The following is an 18,036-nucleotide window of genomic DNA, read 5'->3' as shown; positions in this document are numbered from 1 at the left end:
GTCACATGCATGTATGCGGAAGGGTGCCGCTGATGGCAACACTTGATTTTTCCAAACCCCTGTATGCACTGGCACCGCTTGCAGGCTTTACCGACCTTCCTTTCCGTTCTGTCGTAAAGAAGTTCGGTGTGGACCTGACCGTTTCAGAAATGATCAGCTCGAACGCCCTGGTGCACCACTCCAAGAAGACCTACCGTATGCTCGAAAAGAGCCCTGTCGAAGATCCCTACGCCATACAGATCGCTGGTTCGGACCTTGATGTCATCAGACGTGCCGTCGAGATCATCAACGAAAGAGATGATGTGACAGCCATAGACCTGAACTGCGGCTGTCCCGCACCCAAGGTGGTCAACAACCTTCAGGGCTCCTCTCTGCTTACCGATCTGCCCCAAATGGGCAAGGTGATAGAGACGATCAAAAAATACTCCAATAAAGAGTATACCTCCGTCAAGTTCCGTTTGGGTTTCAACGAAAAGAACCATCGGGAGATCGCACGCATCTGTCAAGAGTCTGGTGCGGACTATATAGCGGTACACGGAAGAACCAGAGCCGGAAGGTACAAGGCAGCCGTGGACTATGATGCCATCGCCGAGATCAAACAGATGGTATCGATACCGGTACTTGCCAACGGCGATATAGACTCTCCGGCGAAGGTGAAAAAGGTACTGGAGCATACCGGTGCGGATGGTGTGATGATCGGGCGCGCAGCAGTCGGAAAACCGTGGATATTCAAGCAGATCAAAGAGGGGATGGATGAGCCGAGCCCTGCACTGATCAAAGCCGTGGTCCTGGAACATTTCGACCAGATGATCGCCCACTACGACAGGTACGGAGCGATACTCTTCAGAAAAAACCTCCACTCCTATTCGAAGGTGGGGTATCAGGGAGCCTCCGCATTCAGAAATGAGGTCAACCGCATCGAAGACCCCAAAGAGATGAGAGCAGCGATAGAGGCCTTCTTTTCTCAGCCCCTCCTCGGCGAGTCCTGACAGTTATTTCGATAATTTGGACGTACGCTACCCGTATTTCTGTATCAGTTTGAGCAAAGACTCTCCGTCGATCAGTGTGATCTTCTTCTCTTCTGTAAACGGGTGGCACTCTTTGGTAAAACGGCTCGTGGTGACGATGTAGACCTCGTCAGCCTCATACTCATGCATGAGTCCGTACATTTCCCTGATGACCTTGATGGTCACGAGTGCATCATCATAGCGTTTGCACTGGACAATGGCTGAAACCCTTCTTTTGGTAAAAGAGCTCTTTTGCATCCATAGGTCGACACCGCCATCCGCACCTTTTTTTTCATTGCCAAGTACCTTCCACCCCATATGTGAAAAAAGTTCCATCGTTAAAAGTTCAAAATCGTCCCAGGGAAGACGTTTGAGCTTTTTTAGGGTTCTGTTGCGTTTAAGCAGACTTTTGCTCCTGAAGCGTCTCAATACCCCGTTCGTTTTGTAAAGAAACAGCAGCGAAAAGAGTATCAGTAGTGCCAGCGAATGGATCTGCAGGGTCGTGTAATGTATCATAGCGGTATTATAGTCAGAATCGGGAAAAAGAAGCAATAATATGTCCAATTGACATATTTTGGCACAGCTTAGAGGTGCAGGATAGGATAAAAAAGCATCGCAAGGCTGCACAGACGTACGATCTCCTCTCTCACTACGGTCCTTTCCCGCAATTTTCGGGCGCATTTCTTTGATCCTGGCTGTCTGCATTGTTGCCACTATGGTCAAATAACTGTAAAGGGGCAAGAAAAATGTTATACTTCCAACTTGATTTTTGGAGTAGTGTAAATGATGATAGAACTCATACCTGTCGGTATCTTTATCGGTGCCATGGCAGGCTTTTTCGGTATAGGCGGAGGTATGATACTCGTACCTATCCTTCTGGTGCTTGGTTTTGAGACGAAAGATGCCATCGGTATTTCCATTGTCCAAATGGTCTTCAGCTCTATTTACGGCTCATACCTGAACTTTAAAAAAGGCTCTCTTCATGTCGGCGAAGGGATCTTTGTGGGGTTTGGCGGCTTTGTGGGCGGCTACATCGGCGGGTATGTCACACAGTTCATTGCAGATGTGGTACTGCAGTTCCTCTTTTTGGGGGTGTTGCTCTTTGCACTCTTCAGACTTTTCTTCTCTCAGCCTCATGAGGGAGAGGGTAGGACCAGGACGCTCGGCAAGGGACTGCTCTTTGGTATAGGTCTGGGGATCGGTATCTTCTCTATTACGCTTGGGGTAGGCGGTTCTATCATCTTACTCCCGATTTTAGTCGGTTTATTGCAATATCCTATCAAGAAAGCGGTGAGCGCGGGACTCTTCTTTGTGGTGTTCTCGTCCGTCGCAGGGCTGATCAGCCGACTCAGTACCGGTACGATAGATTTTGGCAACGGATTGGTTGTGGCGGTTGCCTCACTTGTGGGAGTGGCATTCGGGATATGGCTGAAAGACCATGTGACTTCAAAAAATCACAAGATGGCACTTTTAGCGCTTTATATGCTTGCATTGGGTATGTTAGTAAAGAAAATATGGTTTTAAAAAGAGGATAAAGAGTGAAGAAAGATATGATACACGTTTACGGGGCAAGAGAGAATAATTTAAAAAATATCAATATAAGCATCCCCAAGAACCAATTGGTGGTCGTAACCGGAATTTCGGGAAGCGGTAAGTCCACTTTGGCTTTTTCGACCCTGTATGCGGAAGGGCAGAGACGTTACATAGAGTCTCTCTCTTCCTATGCGAGACAGTTTCTGGGACGTGTGGGCAAACCCGATGTGGATAAGATAGAAGGGCTGACCCCTGCCATCGCCATAGACCAGAAAACCACCTCCAAGAACCCGCGTTCTACGGTAGGTACGATCACAGAGATCTATGACTATCTCAGGCTGCTTTTCTCACGCATAGGAGTACAGCACTGCCATGAGTGTGGGAAGCCGATCTCTTCCATGTCTGCTGCGGACATCATTGAAGAGGTATTGAAACTGCCCGACGGTGCGAAACTGGTCATCATGGCACCACTGGTGAAAGAGAAGAAGGGTACCTTTACAGAGATGCTGGAGTCGCTGCGCCACAAAGGGTATGTCCGTGCGATGGTCGACGGTGTGATGGTGCGCCTGGATGACGAGATAGAACTTTCCAAGACCAAAAAACATACCATCAAGGTCGTTGTGGACAGGGTGGTGGTCAAAGAAGAGAGCCGCGACCGTATAGGACAGGATGTCGAAAAAGCGCTCAAAGAGAGCTACGGGGAAATGGAGATAGAAGTACTCAACTTCGAAGAGCTCGGTCTGGACAGACAGCATATTCACTACTCCGAACATCTGGCCTGTTTTGACTGTAAACTGAGCTTTGAACCTTTGGAACCTGTCAGCTTCTCTTTCAACTCTCCCAAGGGTGCCTGTCCTGCCTGTGACGGACTGGGGATCCGCTATGCGATAGATCTAAAGAAGGTGATAGACCCCGAGCTTTCCATAGACAAGGGTGCGGTCAAGATCATGTATGGGTTCAACAAGAGTTACTACACCAAATTCCTGAATGCCTTCTGTGAACAGAACGACATCGATATCCATATGCCTTACGGGGAACTTGAATCCCATCAGCAAAAAGCGATACTTTATGGTAACGGCACATCGGTGGAATTTCTATGGAAACGTCATAAGCTCAAACGTGAGTGGCCGGGTGTCGTGAAGTTCGCCCATGACATGTTCAAAGAGGAGAAAGACCTTTCTGAATATATGACCGAGAAGGTGTGTGACAAGTGTAACGGACACCGACTGAGACCGCGCTCTCTGGCCGTCAAGATCGAAGGGAAGAATATCGCAGATATCATCGATATGCCGATCGAAAGATCCTATGCCTATTTTTCGGACAAAGAAAGCTTTTCGCACTTGAACGAACAGCAGAAAATGATCGCGGAATCGATACTGAAAGAGCTTTATGAAAGACTCTACTTCCTGTATGATGTAGGACTGGGATATCTTACGCTGAGCCGTGATGCAAGAAGTATATCCGGCGGCGAGGCACAGCGTATACGTATCGCATCACAGATCGGTTCCGGGCTTACGGGCGTCATGTACGTACTGGACGAACCGAGCATAGGGCTCCATGAACGTGATACGATGAAACTGATACGCACGCTCAACTCTCTGCGTGACAAAGGAAATTCGGTCATCGTGGTGGAGCATGACAAGGAGACCATTCTGGCCGCTGACTACATCATAGACATCGGTCCCGGTGCAGGGGAGTTCGGCGGAGAAGTGGTCTTTTCAGGCGACGCGAGCAAGCTCAAGAAAGCAAGAACACAGACCGCCGAGTACATGTACGGCAAGAAGACGATCTCCTACCCGCATGACAAGCCGCAAAAAGAGTGGATAGAGGTCAAAAATGTGACACTAAACAACATTCAGGACCTTGATGCGAAGATCCCTCTTCAGAACTTTGTCTGTGTGACAGGGGTGAGCGGCAGCGGAAAGAGCTCACTGATCCTTCAGACCCTGCTACCGGTAGCGAGAGAGATACTCAACCATGCCAAGAAGGTCAACAAGGTGGATGGTGTGGAGATCACAGGGCTTGACAAGCTTGACAAAGTGATCTATCTTGATCAGAGTCCCATAGGACGTACACCGCGTTCGAACCCTGCGACCTATACGGGTATCATGGATGAGATACGTAAACTCTTTGCACAGACCAAAGAGGCAGAACTGAGGGGCTACAAGATAGGACGTTTCTCCTTCAATGTCAAAGGCGGACGCTGCGAGAAGTGTCAGGGGGAAGGGCAGATCAAGATAGAGATGCATTTCCTTCCCGATGTGCTGGTAAGCTGTGATGCCTGTGACGGTACCCGCTACAATGCACAGACACGCGAAGTGTTGTATAAAGGGAAGTCGATCTCGGATGTACTGGGCATGAGTGTCGGTGAAGCACTGGCGTTCTTCAAAGCGATCCCTGCTATCGCGGTGAAGCTTAAGACATTGAAGGATGTCGGACTGGATTACATCACACTGGGGCAAAATGCCACCACCCTTTCCGGAGGTGAGGCGCAGCGTATCAAGCTCAGTAAAGAGCTGAGCCGTAAAGATACGGGGCAGACGCTCTATATCCTGGATGAGCCTACCACAGGACTGCACTTTGCGGATGTGGACAGGCTGACAGGGGTTCTGCACCACCTGGTGGAACTGGGTAACTCCGTCGTGGTCATCGAACACAATCTCGATATGATCAAGAATGCAGACTACATCATAGATATGGGACCCGAAGGCGGAAACAAGGGCGGACTCATCATCGCTACAGGCTCACCTGAAAAAGTGGCAGCAGAGTATAAAGAGACAGGCTCCTATACCGGCGAGTACCTGGCCAAAGAGTTGAAAGGGGTCAGCCAATGAAAACGATCACGATCATAGACACATTCGGTTTCTTTTTCCGCTCCTATTTCGCGCTTCCGCCTTTGCGCAATTCCGAAGGGTTCCCTACCGGCCTGCTGACAGGGTTTGCCAACCTGGTGGACTCTCTGCACCGCGACCACAGTACGGACTATCTGGTCTTTGCCCTGGATGCCAAAGGCAGGACCTTCCGTAATGATCTCTATCCCGAATATAAAGCCCACCGCGAGGCAGCGCCGGATGACCTGATCAAACAGCTTCCCGTAGCGATAGAGTGGATAGAACAGATGGGGTTTGCCAATCTTTCGCGTGAAGGATTTGAAGCAGATGATGTCATCACGACCGTGACCAGGTTCGCCAGAGAAAAAGGGTTGAAGGTACGCATCGTCTCGCATGACAAGGACCTCTACCAGATGATCGATGACGGCGTGGTGGTCATGTATGATTCCGTCAAAAAACAGGAAGTGGACGAACAGGCCTGTGTGGAGAAGTTCGGGGTCCGGCCCAAAGACTTTATCAACTTTCAAGCCCTGCTGGGGGACAGTTCAGACAACATACCCGGTGTCAAAGGGATAGGAAAGGTAGGGGCGGCGAAACTGATCAATCAGTACCATACGCTCGAAGCGATCTATGACGATATAGAGAACTGCGGGACTCCCCGTATACAGAAACTGCTTTTGGAAGGCAAAGAACAGGCATTCCTGTCGCGTGAACTGGTCACCATGAGCTCGGAGGTCTTTGCGGACCTGGATGTGGAAAGTTTTGTCTTCGAGGACAAGAACTATCTCTCCTGCCTCATCGATGAGTTTGAAAAATATGAGATGAAACAGGCCATCAAAAAAGCAAAGGTCGGGCTTGAAGAGACAGATTGCCCCGTAGTGGAAAAACCAAAAGTACAGGCACTCAGTTTTGAAGCAGTGACCCTGGACAGCAAAGAGAAGTTGAACAGCGTACTCGAGAGCATAGAGAAAGATGCCATAGTCGCTTTTGACACGGAGACCACAGGACTGGATACCAGGAGTGACAATATGGTGGGGTTCAGCTTCTGTTTTGACAGTCAAAAAGCCTACTATGTACCCGTGGGGCATAATTACCTGGGTGTAGAAGAGCAGGTGGGACTGGATGATGCGCTCGAGGCACTCAAAAAACTGCTGACCTTCCAGATCGTGGGGCAGAACCTCAAATTCGACCTATCCCTGCTCTATAACCAGTTTGGGTTGGAACCGGTCATCCCGCATGCCGATACGATGATCATGGCATGGCTTTCCAACCCCGGAACGAAAGTAGGGCTCGATACCCTGGCCAAGACATTTTTCGACTACGAAATGAAGCCTTTTAAGGAGATGGTCAAAAAGGGAGAAGACTTTTCAGCCGTTTCCATAGAAGATGCCACCTTTTATGCGGCAGAAGATGCCTGGATGACCTATCTGCTCTATGGTTCGATCAAAAAGAAGATGGAGCTCTCCTCTCTGACGCACCTTTTGAAGGAAGCCAAGAATGTAGAGTACCCCTTTATCAATGTACTGATACGTATGGAAAGTTTAGGCATCAAGATCGATCCTGCCAAACTGCAGACACTGCAAAAAACCTTAAGCAATGACCTCTCCACGCTCACTTCAGAGATCTATGAACTCAGCGGGTCTGAATTCAACATCAAGTCTACCCAGCAGCTGGGTGCGGTGCTCTTCCAACAGCTCGGACTCAAAGGCGGAAAGAAGACCAAGACCGGATACAGTACCAATGAAGCCGTGTTAAGTTCGCTCGTGGGAGAGCATCCGATCATAGAGAAGATCCTGGAGTACCGTGAGTACCAGAAGATACTCTCGACCTATGTGGAGCCCCTGTTGAAATTGGCAAAGTCTGACGAGGATTCCCGTATCTATACCTCTTTTGTCCAGACAGGTACCGCCACAGGACGTTTGAGCTCCCGTGATCCAAACCTGCAGAACATCCCGGTACGCTCCGCATTGGGGCGCTCTGTAAGAGAGGCCTTTGTGGCTAAAGAGGGGTATAAGCTGGTAAGTATCGACTACTCCCAGATCGAGCTGCGTCTGCTTGCACACTTCTCACAGGATACGGCTTTGATGGAGGCATTCAACAAGGGAGCGGATATCCACCTGGCGACGGCGATCAAGCTTTTTGGTGAAGAAGAGGCCCAGCAAAAACGTAATCTGGCTAAATCGGTGAATTTCGGGCTCCTCTACGGTATGGGACCGAAAAAACTCTCTGAAGATGTGGGTATCTCACAGTCAGAGGCCAAAGAGATCATCAAGAACTACTTTGCCTCATTTCCTACGGTCAAACGTTTCCTTGAAGAGATCCAGGAACGGGTCAAGATAGACGGATATGTGGAGACGATACTGAAAAGAAGACGTATCTTTGATTACGAGAATGCCAACGGCATGCAGAAAGCAGCCTACATGCGTGAATCGGTCAATACCGTCTTCCAGGGAAGTGCTGCGGACCTTATCAAACTCTCTATGAACCAGATAGACACGATGATACGCGAAGAGAACCTCGATGCTTTTATGCTGCTGCAGATACACGATGAACTGATCTTTGAAGTGAAAGAGGAAAAGGTGGAAGAGATCTCCAAGCGTTTTGTGCACACGATGGAGAATATTTTAGCATTGAATGTGCCATTGGAGTGTTCCGTAAGCATAGGCGACAGCTGGGGAGAGTTGAAGTAATATGATCAATGATAATTTTGTACAACTTCCCCGCGGAAGCTTCCTGATGGGATCCGATGACCCGCTTGCAAGAGAGAGGGAGAAGCCTCTGCATGAGGTACATATAGCGTACGATATAGCGATGTGCAAGTTCCCTGTGACGGTAGAGGAGTATATGCTTTTTGCACAGGCCACGGGAGCGGAGGTGCCTGAAGAGAAACACGAGCACCTTGGCTTTGATGTGCCGGTACGGCGTGTGCGTTTCCATGATGCCAAGGCTTACTGTGAGTGGAAGAGCCAGAGAGAAGGGAAAACGTTCAGACTGCCCACCGAAGCGGAATGGGAATATGCCTGCAGGGCGGGAAGTACCGGAAACTACTGTTTCGGTAATGATGAAACACTATTGGGTGATCATGCCTGGTACAAAGAGAATTCAGAAGGTGTGACACATAACGTAGGTATGAAAAAACCCAATGCATGGGGACTCTATGACATGCACGGAAATGTATGGGAGTGGTGTTTGGACTGGTACAGCGAAACCTATGCGCATACACCTACGGATGGTACGGCGTATAATGTCCCCAATGAAAAGGGGAGGGTGCTGCGCGGGGGTTCATGGAACGGCAGTGCAGAGAACAGCCGCTGCTCATCCCGGATCAATCTGGGGTCCGGAGGGCGCAACTACTTTGTCGGCTTTCGGGTCGTGATGGAACTGTAGCGTAAGCGTCCATAGGTAACAGTTGTCATCTAACGCCCATACAATAGGCGTTAAATCCCTTGGATTAACGTTCGGTTAGCAAACATCCGTTATAATCGTTTACTCAATCGATTAAGGGGATATAAAGGATGAAGTATATTTTTTCCATGAAAATGGCGGTGTTTATGTTGTTTGCTTTTGGCGCACTGGTGGGTGCGGCTACGTTTATAGAAAACGACTACGGTACCCAGACGGCAAGAGCACTGATCTACAAAGCGCAATGGTTTGAAGTCTTTCTGGCCTATTTTGTGGCTATCCTTGTTTACAACATCATCAAGTACAAATCCTACAAAACCAAACCTGCAGTTTTTCTTTTCCACTTCTCTTTCCTTGTCATTGCACTGGGTGCGCTGGTCACACGCTACGTAGGGTATGAGGGGATCATGCACATACGTGAGGGAGCGGTGAGCAATACCATGGTCTCGGATGTGAACATGCTGCAGATACATGCTGCAGAGGGTGACAAAAGCGCCTCCTATGAAAAAGAACTTTATCTGTCCAGCATGACGGGAAATCATTTGACACAGACGCTTCAGGTAGGAGAGAAAGAGGTCAAGATAGAGCTGCTCAAATACTTGCCGACCGCCCAGGAGAAAGCGGTACCGTCACCGGAAGGGAAAAAACTTCTGGAATTGAAGATCTCCACAGGGCAAAAAGGTGAAAACTACTACATAGGCAAAGGCGAACGAAAAGATTTCGGTAATTTCTATCTGGGCTATGAGGTCGAACCTACGACAGATAAACCGACGTTCCTGATCAAAGAAGAGGGTGAGGGATATAAGGTAGATTTCCCTTTTGCCCTTCAGACACTCAATATGAACGATAGAAGCTCTGCCGAGTTGCAGGCAGGTGAAAATGCATTCAAGAACAGAATGCTGTACCGTTTTGGAGCCAATGCGATCGTCTTGAAAGAGGTGCATGAAAAAGCGATCGTCACGCTGGAGTCTGATGAGATCAAACCCCAGAAAGGACAGAACGAGTATATAGAATGGAAAGTGAGTGTGGGGGATGAGAGCAAGGTCATCACCACACGCCCTTACAGTGGAAGAGTAGGCAAGGTACATCGAATGGAACTGGACGGGGTGAAGGTCGATATGCGCGTAGGTGCCAAAGTGATCGAGCTTCCTTTTTCGATCAAACTTGAAGATTTCGAGTTGGAACGCTATCCGGGTTCTATGACACCGGCATCCTACTCCAGCGATGTCGTACTGATAGACAAGGAACAGGGAATCACTATGCCCTACAAGATCTATATGAACCATATCCTGGACCATCGAAATTACCGTTTCTTCCAGTCTTCCTATGACCAGGATGAAAAAGGGACCGTACTGTCTGTCAACCATGATCCCGGAACGCTCCCTACCTATATCGGGTATATCCTTCTGACGATCGGAATGATCTGGTCCCTGTTCATACCTGGCGGCAGGTTCCAGAAACTGCTTCAAGGGGCAAGAAAACTGCAGGGTTCTGCCATGGTTGCAGCGATGGTTGCATTCCTGGCACTTGCACCACAGGATATGCATGCGGCATCACCGGCCATCGATGATGCAATGCTCAAAGCCATGCAGTCTTACGATAAAGAGCATGCAAGAAACTTCGGAAAGCTTGCGGTACAGGACCATCAGGGACGTATGAAACCTATGGATACCGTGGCACATGAAGTGATCGCCAAGATCACGGGAAGATCGCTGCTTTTCGACCTCGACCCCACACAGATGTTCCTGGGTATGCTGATGCAGCCTGAAATGTATCAAAACGTACCGATGATCAAAGTGGGTCACAAAAAGATAGCAGTGACACTGGGGCTTCCCGAAGATACGAAATATGCAAGATTCACAGACTTTTTTTCGGAAAAGGATAAGAGCTACAAGATCTTCTCCGCTGTGACAGCAGCGAGCCAGAAAAAGCCGTTGGAACAAACACAATACGACAAAGAGCTCATCAAGATAGATGAAAGGGTCAATGTGGCTTTTATGGGGTACCAGGGTTCTCTTCTGCGTATCTATCCGAAGCCCGATGATGCCAATAACAAATGGATGGCGCCGATGGATGCGATCAAAGTGTTTCCCAAAGAGCAGGCGGAGTTTGTAAGCACAAGTCTCTCTGCCTATTTCCAAATGGTAGCCGAGGGACTCAAGACAGGCAACTGGGCAAATGCCAATATCGCACTCAGAGGCATACAGAAATACCAGAAAGAATTTGGTTCAGACGTGATGCCAAGTGAAACACATATTGAGATGGAGATCAAATACAATCAGTTCGGGCTCTTTGGCAAACTTGTCCCGCTCTATCTTTTATTGGGTGTGGTACTTCTCATCTTTGCATTTATCAATGTGCTGAAACCTGCATTTGGCATGAAGTGGATCATGCGTATTGCACTGGGCGTACTGATCATCGGATTTGCTCTGCATATTGTGGGACTGGGTGTTCGCTGGTATATATCAGGACATGCACCGTGGTCCAATGCCTATGAATCCATTGTATTCATTGCCGCTTCTACGGTACTGGCAGGAGTGATCCTGGCAAGACGTACACCGTTCGCCCTTGCCGGCACGGCCATATTGGCAGGGGTGACCATGGCGGTGGCGCATATGAGCTTCATCAACCCGGAGATCACCAACCTTGTACCTGTGCTCAAGTCCTACTGGCTGATGATACATGTTGCAACGATCATTTCCGGTGACGGTTTCCTTGGTCTGGGTTCTATTCTGTCGCTTCTGGTACTGATCCTGTATATCATCAGAGGGAAGAACGGTACGGAGAATATCGACCGTTCGATCAAAGAGCTGACCAACCTTTCTGAAATGGGACTGATCATCGGTCTTTTCCTGCTGACGATAGGGAACTTCCTTGGCGGTGTCTGGGCGAACGAGAGCTGGGGACGTTACTGGGGCTGGGATGCAAAAGAGACCTGGGCTGCAGTGACCATACTGATCTATGCGATGGTACTGCACCTGAGATTCGTACCGGCACTGAAGTCGAACTTTATCTACAATGTCGCTTCCACATGGGCATACTCGACCGTACTGATGACCTACTTTGGCGTAAACTACTATCTCTCAGGGCTGCACTCCTATGCAGCGGGAGATCCTGTGCCTATCCCTATGTGGGTCTACTATGCCGTGGCAGGATTATTCGTTCTGACGCTCCTGGCTGCAAGAAACAGAAAGTTAAACTAGGTACTCAACCATAGTATGTCATCACAATGCGGCGGTTCCCGCCGCCATCTCTGTGTTCCCCGAGATAGATCCCCTGCCAGGTACCAAGATCCATCCTGCCATTGGCAATAGGAATGGTCAGTGCGTTCCCGAGCATGGAAGCTTTAATGTGTGCCGGCATATCATCTGCCCCTTCGTAGGTATGGATATAGTAGGGCTTCCCATCGGCGAGTTCGGTAAAAAAGTTCTCCATATCCTCGCGTACGGTAGGGTCGGCATTTTCATTGATGCTCAGAGAAGCGCTGGTGTGTTTGATAAAAAGGTGTAAGATCCCCGTCTCAATGGAGGGCATCGAAAGCAGCGCTTTTTCTATCTCTGCGGTAATGAGATGAAACCCTCTGGACCTGGGTGACAGTGTGATCGTCTCTTGATGTATGGCCATAGCGATGTATCCTGTATCGAACTCTTTTTTCTCCTGATACCATACCATGAAAGTGCTTACTGATATGTTTAAGAGGTATTCTTTTTCTTTTGTATTATAATCTATTGGTATATTACATAAAAAAGGATCGAAATGTTGGAAGAGTTCAAAAAGTTTCTCATCAAGGGAAATATGGTAGATATGGCAGTGGGTTTCATTTTCGGCGGTGCGTTTGCAACGGTCATAAAGTCGATGGTGGCCAATGTGATCATGCCTCCGATAGGATTGCTGATGGGAAGAGTGGATTTCTCACAGCTTTTCATCGCCCTTGATGGTAACAGCTATGAAAGCATGGCTGCCCTGGACAAAGCAGGAGCACCTGCGATCAAGTACGGTATGTTCATCAATGACGTGATCTCTTTTGCGATCCTTGGATTTGTTGTATTTATGTTCATCAGATCGTATAATAAACTGAAAGAACCGGAACCGGAAAAAGCACCTACGACCAAGGTATGCAGCGAATGTGCCGAGACCATACCTCTGGCAGCCAAAAAATGCGGACACTGTGGCAATACAGACGTTTGATAATTGATCTATCTTGCAGAGAGGTATAGGCTTCACCTGTATCTTTCTGGGATCTGTAATAGGATACTCCTGTCATCTTTGCATCAATGTGTAAAGCATTGGTATCTTTTCATGATCTGGGATTTTGTATGAAATTCCCTACATACAGCGTATGATGTAAAATGATAGAATACAAAAAAGTTTAGAAGGTACAGTCTTATATGAGTAAAAGAATCCTGATCGTAGATGATATTGATTTCATTGTTGAATTCGAAGAGAAAGTGATTGATTCACTTAGTAAAGATCTCTCTATAAAGATACAAGTGGATAAGTCGAACAGCGTGAAAGATGCACTTGCCAATATTGACAAACACCATTATGATGCGATGGTAATTGATATCAATCTTCCAGATGGTTCGGGAATAGATATTGCCAAAAAAGCTCAGGACAAGAGTAAAGATACGCGTATTGCGGTATTAACGATCTATCCCAAAGAATATGAAGAGCATAATGCTTATTTTGATGCTTTTTTTAAAAAACCTATTTTACCCACTTCATATAAACAGCATATTCGTAAGCTTCTTCATATTTAGTCTTTTAGGTCACTATAAGATGGAGAAGGTCTCTTTGCAGGCAACACAGACCGATTTACTTACAAACCTTCCTAACCGCAGTTATATGATCGAATTACTTGAAAAAAAGCTCTCTTCTTCCAAAAAAGAAGATCAAAAACGTACTTCGTTAATCTTCATTGAGTTTGATGACCTTTCCCGCTTTAATGAAACCTTCGGTTTTGATATTGATGATAAGTTGATCGTGCAGCTCAGCCACAAGATCGCATCACTTTTGGAAACAAATGATATTTTGGCGAGAGTGGGAAATGAGCAATTTGCTATCATGTCACAGAACTTTCACACAGAGGAGAGTGCTGAAATATTTGCAAAACGCATTATCGCTGCACTTTATGAGCCGTTCTTCATTGATCCCAATATGTTCTATGTCAGTGCATCTATCGGTATCAGCCTCTCTTCTGCTGATGAAAATAATGGATACAGACTGTTTAAAGCAGCTGAAAATACGATGCGAAAGGTACAAAAAGACGGTAAGAACCATATAGCGTTTACCCGTCAGAAAGATAAATCTTATCTGGAAAAAAGTATACGCCTTATGGAGGACCTCCCGGCTGCCATTGAGAACGGAGACATTTATTTTGTCTATCAAGGGCAATATTCCCATGATAAACACCGTTTTGAAGGTGCAGAACTTCTTTCGAGGTGGGAGCACCCTAAATATGGAGAAATATCGCCAGAAACCTTTATTCTGATCGCAGAGCAGAGCGGTATGATAGGACCCCTGACCATTAAGGCACTTATAGAGGCATCAAAAATGTTTGTCCATCTGGAAGCTGCAGGTATTAAAGACTTTTCTATTTCTATCAATATTTCATCTGTTGTCCTAATGGCCAGTGATTTTATCGAAACAGTTCAATTTATGCGGTCTAATTATAATTTAGTCGGGAAAAAGTTGAATTTTGAAATCATGGAAGAAACATTGATCCAGAATACAGACCATCTCGTTCATGTACTTGAGAAAATTAGAGAAATGGACATCGGTATTGAGTTAGATGACTATGGTACCGGTTATGCCTCATTGAAATACCTTGCACTTTTACCTATTAGTGCACTAAAGATAGACAAGTCTTATGTGAGGGACCTTAATAGGGACATAAAACGTCAGGCACTCTTTCAGGCTATTATCGATATGTCACGGGCCTTGGATATTGAAGTGATCGTTGAAGGTGTAGAAAGTGTGTTAGAAGATGATATTGTTAAAAAAATCGGAGGGATAAAAGTACAGGGGTATTTATATAGTGAACCTGTCAAGTCTGATATTTTCCTGAATACGTTAGAATGACCGACAGGTAAAGTATACATTAGTTTCTGTTCATAGCCTGCTTGAGCGTCTCTTTGATCTCTTTTTTGTTAAAGGGTTTGCCTACATACATATCAAAATGCTTGTTTTTTTGCTTTTCTTCGATCATGTCACCTGAAATAGAAACGGCAAAAACAGGGTTTGCACTCTCAGTCTTTTCAAAGGTACGGAATTCATTGATCACTTCAGTTCCAGAGAGTTTAGGCATATGTTTATCAAGATACACCAGGGAATAAGGCTCTTCCTCTTTCAAGCTCGATTTCAACATGCTCAGTGCAACTTCTCCATCCATGGCGGTTTCGATCTGACAGAACTCTTCTTCAAGCATTGCCCTGATCAATTGGACATTGATACGGTCATCATCGACGATCAGTACTTTCATCTGCGCATTGTTTGAAAGAAAGGAGTGTAAGGTATTGGCATAATAGCCATATTGAGAAATGATAGTGAAATTATTTTTATCTTTATCTTTGATAAGTGATAAAAATGACTCTTCAACGACAAGCAGCTCTATATTCTTGTCTTGGGTGAATGTGACAACATCATCATTGAGCTGCGTTTGAAAGCAGATGAGATGTGTCATTTTTTTAGGTGCTTTAGAGACATTCTTGATCGGAGTGATATTCTCATCATCGATCCCCATACTTAGAAGATAGTGTTTCAGGTTTTTCCCAGTGAAAACATTATCGTTGTTCATTAACATTCCGATATGTATATGTTTGTTTTTCATAGGCTTGAATGTTTCTGTTTTATTGATGACTTTGACCGGGATGTTAAAATAGAAGGTGCTTCCTACATCCAGTTCACTCTTGAGCTTCAACTCTCCACCAAGATCATGAACATACTGTGCACTGATCGAAAGACCAAGACCGGTGCCTCCATAATTCACACTTGTAGCATCTTCAGCTTGTGAAAATGCCTTAAATATTTCATCCTGTTTCTCTTTCGCGATCCCTATCCCTGTATCTTTGACAGAAACGAGGAGACGCTGGGATGATGCTTCATATTGCACAGAGAAGAGAATCGTTTTTTTGCTTGGCGTAAATTTATAGGCGTTACTGATCAGGTTCATGATCACCCGTTTAAGCATAATATCCTCTATAATGATCTCTTTGGGGAGCAAAGGATCGATATAGATATTGAAAGTAATATTTTTATTAAACATATTGGCAGAGAAGATCTCAGCAATATCCGCGAAGAATTTCGTTGGACTTACCTGAACCGGTTTTGCCTGTGTACGTTCTCTTTGGCTGGAAACCCTATCCAAGATAGAAGTGGTCAGGTCATTGATGAACTGGGCACTTTCCTTTGCGTTATGAATGTACTGTAATAATCGTGGATTGTCGATCTGGTCTTCAAGAAGTTCTAAAAATCCATAGAGTGTGTTTGCCGGTGTTCTGATATCGTGTACGGTATTGGATAAAAAGGTCAATGTGGTATCAGGTGTTTCTGTGGTTTTTTGCGTCTCCTTGATCTCTTCGACCTTCTTCGCCACACTGTCAGATTCTTGGTTCAGACGCTCACCGATATAGACTCTCTCGGGATCATCTGCTTTCATTTCAGGATGCATACGATAGATCACATTGATCATGAATGGTGCCATTGCTTGAAGGATCTCCATATCGTCTTCATCGAAATTTTTGATCTTCTGGACAGAAGAGTAGGCAGTAAGCATCCCCACAAGGCGATCGTCATCCAGCAAAGGGATAATGATCTTAGATTTCATTCTTATCTGATCGGGATTGTCTGTTTCAGGACGATACTCTTTTTCACTGGCAATATAATTATATATACCTCCACTGAGGGTTAAAAAACATTTAGCCAGTACTCCCCGCTGATCAAGCATAGAGATCTCACGAACACTCTCATCGCCTCGTTCCCGTAAAAGCAGTGCTTTTGATTCGTTAAAAGCCCATAGGGAAGCAAACTCTGAATCCATAGCCGAGACGATGAGGTTCTCGACAATCGTATTTATCGCAATATTATCCTCAGCCGATTTCATTTTTCGTGTGGCATCATTGAGCAGATCTTTTAATTCATCAGCGTCTATTCTTTCCATTTTAAAGCTCTCTCTTCTTTATAGATGATTTGTAGATGGTTAATTATAATGGAAAAAATAGTTTTTGGATGTAAGAGAAATCCTACATACATCAAAGTATGTTATCTGTTATTATACTACCATCAAATACAAAAGGAGAGAGAAAATGGAGAGACCAACACCGACTGATGTTGAACATGAAGTAACGAATATAGATATGATCGTATCTAAATCGGATGAGGCGGGAAATATTACCTATACAAACCCTATTTTTATGAAGATCTCAGGCTACTCACAAGGGGAGCTGCTTGATCAGCCGCACTCGCTGCTTCGTCATCCGGATATGCCAAAAGTGATTTTTAAATACCTGTGGGACAATCTTAAAGAGGGAAAAGATGTTACCGCATTTGTGAAAAATCTTTGTAAAGATGGCGGATTCTACTGGGTACTTGCACAGGTAAGAGTGGCAAAGAATCCGGATGGTTCGTTCAGAAACTATGTTTCAACCCGTAAAAAAATATCAGATAGTGCAAAAGAGGCCATTGGTGCATTGTACGCCAAACTGCTGGAGATAGAGAAGAGTGAGGGCATTGAAGCTTCCGAGAAAGCGTTGATGGACTTCCTGGCAGAAAACGGCCAAAGTACCGAAACATTTAACGATTACATGACGCAGCTTAATCAAGCAGCATAATACATATATTATAAAACGAAAAGGATAAATACTATGATCGACTTTGATAAATCTATGAAAAGGCTTCGTGCAGTAAATGGCTACCTTGGCTCTGCTGTATTAAACTACTCGGGAGAAACACTCTATCTTGATAATGATAACACGGGTACGGACATTGCTTACTCGGCGAGTATCTTCAACGATGCCTATCGTATGGTTTCCGAATCTTCTCTGGACGTCGGTTTCAGCGAAGCATCTTCTCTTGAAGCAAAAACACTTGACGGACATGTGTTTCTTATCAACAGTGCCGGAGCAACCTCTAAAGACAATTTCACAAAACTGAATGTTTTCGCTATTTTCCGTGATGATGGAAATGTGGCATTGGCAAAAATGATCATGGACAAAGCGTCTGATTCTATGTCGCAAGAGCTAGGACGCATGTAGTCCCATTCAGAT

The 18,036-nt window shown here is 46.0% G+C and carries 14 protein-coding genes; 11 read left to right on the top strand and 3 right to left on the bottom strand.

The features are described 5' to 3' along the window. The first annotated feature begins 32 nt into the window (after window positions 1–32). A complete protein-coding gene (locus tag VIM88_RS07040; protein ID WP_331862179.1) occupies window positions 33–989 on the top strand; it encodes a tRNA-dihydrouridine synthase in 957 nt (318 codons plus the stop codon). 27 nt (window positions 990–1,016) lie between these two features. On the opposite strand, the gene VIM88_RS07035 is transcribed toward VIM88_RS07040, so the two are convergent. After that, window positions 1,017–1,523 carry a restriction endonuclease gene (locus tag VIM88_RS07035; protein ID WP_331862178.1) on the bottom strand — a complete coding sequence of 169 codons (507 nt, stop codon included), beginning with the start codon at window positions 1,521–1,523 and terminating at the stop codon, window positions 1,017–1,019. A gap of 267 nt (window positions 1,524–1,790) precedes the next feature. On the opposite strand from VIM88_RS07035, the gene VIM88_RS07030 reads away from it, so the two are divergent. From VIM88_RS07030 to ccsA, 5 genes are all read left to right on the top strand, one after another. After that, window positions 1,791–2,531, top strand: a complete 741-nt coding sequence (locus tag VIM88_RS07030) for a sulfite exporter TauE/SafE family protein (protein WP_331862177.1) — start codon at window positions 1,791–1,793, stop codon at window positions 2,529–2,531. A 26-nt stretch (window positions 2,532–2,557) separates the two neighbouring features. Beyond that, on the top strand, window positions 2,558–5,374 hold the full coding sequence (gene uvrA, locus VIM88_RS07025; protein WP_331862213.1) for an excinuclease ABC subunit UvrA: 2,817 nt from the start codon (window positions 2,558–2,560) through the stop codon (window positions 5,372–5,374). Then, complete coding sequence (polA, locus tag VIM88_RS07020) at window positions 5,371–8,061, top strand: DNA polymerase I (RefSeq protein WP_331862176.1); 2,691 nt, start codon at window positions 5,371–5,373, stop codon at window positions 8,059–8,061. The genes uvrA and polA overlap by 4 nt, the downstream gene beginning before the upstream one ends. Before the next feature lies 1 nt (window position 8,062). Beyond that, window positions 8,063–8,758 carry a formylglycine-generating enzyme family protein gene (locus tag VIM88_RS07015; RefSeq protein ID WP_331862175.1) on the top strand — a complete coding sequence of 232 codons (696 nt, stop codon included), beginning with the start codon at window positions 8,063–8,065 and terminating at the stop codon, window positions 8,756–8,758. Window positions 8,759–8,886: 128 nt separating this feature from the next. Beyond that, window positions 8,887–11,976 (top strand): cytochrome c biogenesis protein, encoded by a 3,090-nt coding sequence (gene ccsA / locus VIM88_RS07010; RefSeq protein WP_331862174.1) that lies wholly within the window; start codon window positions 8,887–8,889, stop codon window positions 11,974–11,976. Between the two features lie 4 nt (window positions 11,977–11,980). On the opposite strand, the gene VIM88_RS07005 is transcribed toward ccsA, so the two are convergent. Next, window positions 11,981–12,445, bottom strand: coding sequence for a secondary thiamine-phosphate synthase enzyme YjbQ (locus VIM88_RS07005; RefSeq protein ID WP_331862173.1), 465 nt, complete (start codon window positions 12,443–12,445; stop codon window positions 11,981–11,983). A gap of 84 nt (window positions 12,446–12,529) precedes the next feature. Here VIM88_RS07005 and mscL point away from each other — a divergent pair, with 84 nt between their 5' ends. The 3 genes from mscL to VIM88_RS06990 all read left to right on the top strand — a co-directional run bounded on the left by mscL (window position 12,530) and on the right by VIM88_RS06990 (window position 14,854). After that, the gene (gene mscL / locus VIM88_RS07000) at window positions 12,530–12,961 is read left to right on the top strand and encodes a large conductance mechanosensitive channel protein MscL (RefSeq protein ID WP_331862172.1); all 432 of its coding nucleotides are present in this window, start codon (window positions 12,530–12,532) and stop codon (window positions 12,959–12,961) included. A 200-nt stretch (window positions 12,962–13,161) separates the two neighbouring features. Continuing rightward, window positions 13,162–13,533 (top strand): response regulator, encoded by a 372-nt coding sequence (locus VIM88_RS06995; protein WP_331862171.1) that lies wholly within the window; start codon window positions 13,162–13,164, stop codon window positions 13,531–13,533. Beyond that, the gene (locus VIM88_RS06990; protein WP_331862170.1) at window positions 13,463–14,854 is read left to right on the top strand and encodes a bifunctional diguanylate cyclase/phosphodiesterase; all 1,392 of its coding nucleotides are present in this window, start codon (window positions 13,463–13,465) and stop codon (window positions 14,852–14,854) included. The genes VIM88_RS06995 and VIM88_RS06990 overlap by 71 nt, the downstream gene beginning before the upstream one ends. Window positions 14,855–14,873: 19 nt before the next feature. Here VIM88_RS06990 and VIM88_RS06985 read toward each other — a convergent pair whose 3' ends face one another. Beyond that, window positions 14,874–16,931: a GAF domain-containing hybrid sensor histidine kinase/response regulator gene (locus VIM88_RS06985; protein WP_331862169.1), complete on the bottom strand. Its 2,058-nt coding sequence runs from the start codon at window positions 16,929–16,931 to the stop codon at window positions 14,874–14,876. Window positions 16,932–17,076: 145 nt separating this feature from the next. On the opposite strand from VIM88_RS06985, the gene VIM88_RS06980 reads away from it, so the two are divergent. Then, window positions 17,077–17,601, top strand: coding sequence for a PAS domain-containing protein (locus VIM88_RS06980; protein WP_331862168.1), 525 nt, complete (start codon window positions 17,077–17,079; stop codon window positions 17,599–17,601). Between the two features lie 33 nt (window positions 17,602–17,634). Then, complete coding sequence (locus VIM88_RS06975; protein ID WP_331862167.1) at window positions 17,635–18,024, top strand: hypothetical protein; 390 nt, start codon at window positions 17,635–17,637, stop codon at window positions 18,022–18,024. Window positions 18,025–18,036 lie beyond the last annotated feature (12 nt).

The organism is Sulfurovum sp. (genome assembly GCF_036568385.1).
Taxonomy (GTDB): domain Bacteria; phylum Campylobacterota; class Campylobacteria; order Campylobacterales; family Sulfurovaceae; genus Sulfurovum.
The sequence above is the reverse complement of the archived record's forward strand: the minus strand, read 5'-3'. Positions and strand labels throughout refer to the sequence as shown.

Excerpts from the sequence above, each read along its gene's own strand:
- polA (WP_331862176.1), top strand. The coding sequence starts at position 5,371 with ATGAAAACGATCACGATCATAGACACATTCGGTTTCTTTTTCCGCTCC.
- VIM88_RS07030 (WP_331862177.1), top strand. The coding sequence starts at position 1,791 with ATGATGATAGAACTCATACCTGTCGGTATCTTTATCGGTGCCATGGCA.
- VIM88_RS06980 (WP_331862168.1), top strand. The coding sequence starts at position 17,077 with ATGGAGAGACCAACACCGACTGATGTTGAACATGAAGTAACGAATATA.
- VIM88_RS06995 (WP_331862171.1), top strand. The coding sequence starts at position 13,162 with ATGAGTAAAAGAATCCTGATCGTAGATGATATTGATTTCATTGTTGAA.
- VIM88_RS06975 (WP_331862167.1), top strand. The coding sequence starts at position 17,635 with ATGATCGACTTTGATAAATCTATGAAAAGGCTTCGTGCAGTAAATGGC.
- VIM88_RS07035 (WP_331862178.1), bottom strand. The coding sequence starts at position 1,523 with ATGATACATTACACGACCCTGCAGATCCATTCGCTGGCACTACTGATA.
- mscL (WP_331862172.1), top strand. The coding sequence starts at position 12,530 with ATGTTGGAAGAGTTCAAAAAGTTTCTCATCAAGGGAAATATGGTAGAT.
- VIM88_RS07040 (WP_331862179.1), top strand. The coding sequence starts at position 33 with ATGGCAACACTTGATTTTTCCAAACCCCTGTATGCACTGGCACCGCTT.
- VIM88_RS06990 (WP_331862170.1), top strand. The coding sequence starts at position 13,463 with ATGCTTTTTTTAAAAAACCTATTTTACCCACTTCATATAAACAGCATA.
- VIM88_RS06985 (WP_331862169.1), bottom strand. The coding sequence starts at position 16,931 with ATGGAAAGAATAGACGCTGATGAATTAAAAGATCTGCTCAATGATGCC.
- uvrA (WP_331862213.1), top strand. The coding sequence starts at position 2,558 with ATGATACACGTTTACGGGGCAAGAGAGAATAATTTAAAAAATATCAAT.
- VIM88_RS07005 (WP_331862173.1), bottom strand. The coding sequence starts at position 12,445 with ATGGTATGGTATCAGGAGAAAAAAGAGTTCGATACAGGATACATCGCT.
- VIM88_RS07015 (WP_331862175.1), top strand. The coding sequence starts at position 8,063 with ATGATCAATGATAATTTTGTACAACTTCCCCGCGGAAGCTTCCTGATG.
- ccsA (WP_331862174.1), top strand. The coding sequence starts at position 8,887 with ATGAAGTATATTTTTTCCATGAAAATGGCGGTGTTTATGTTGTTTGCT.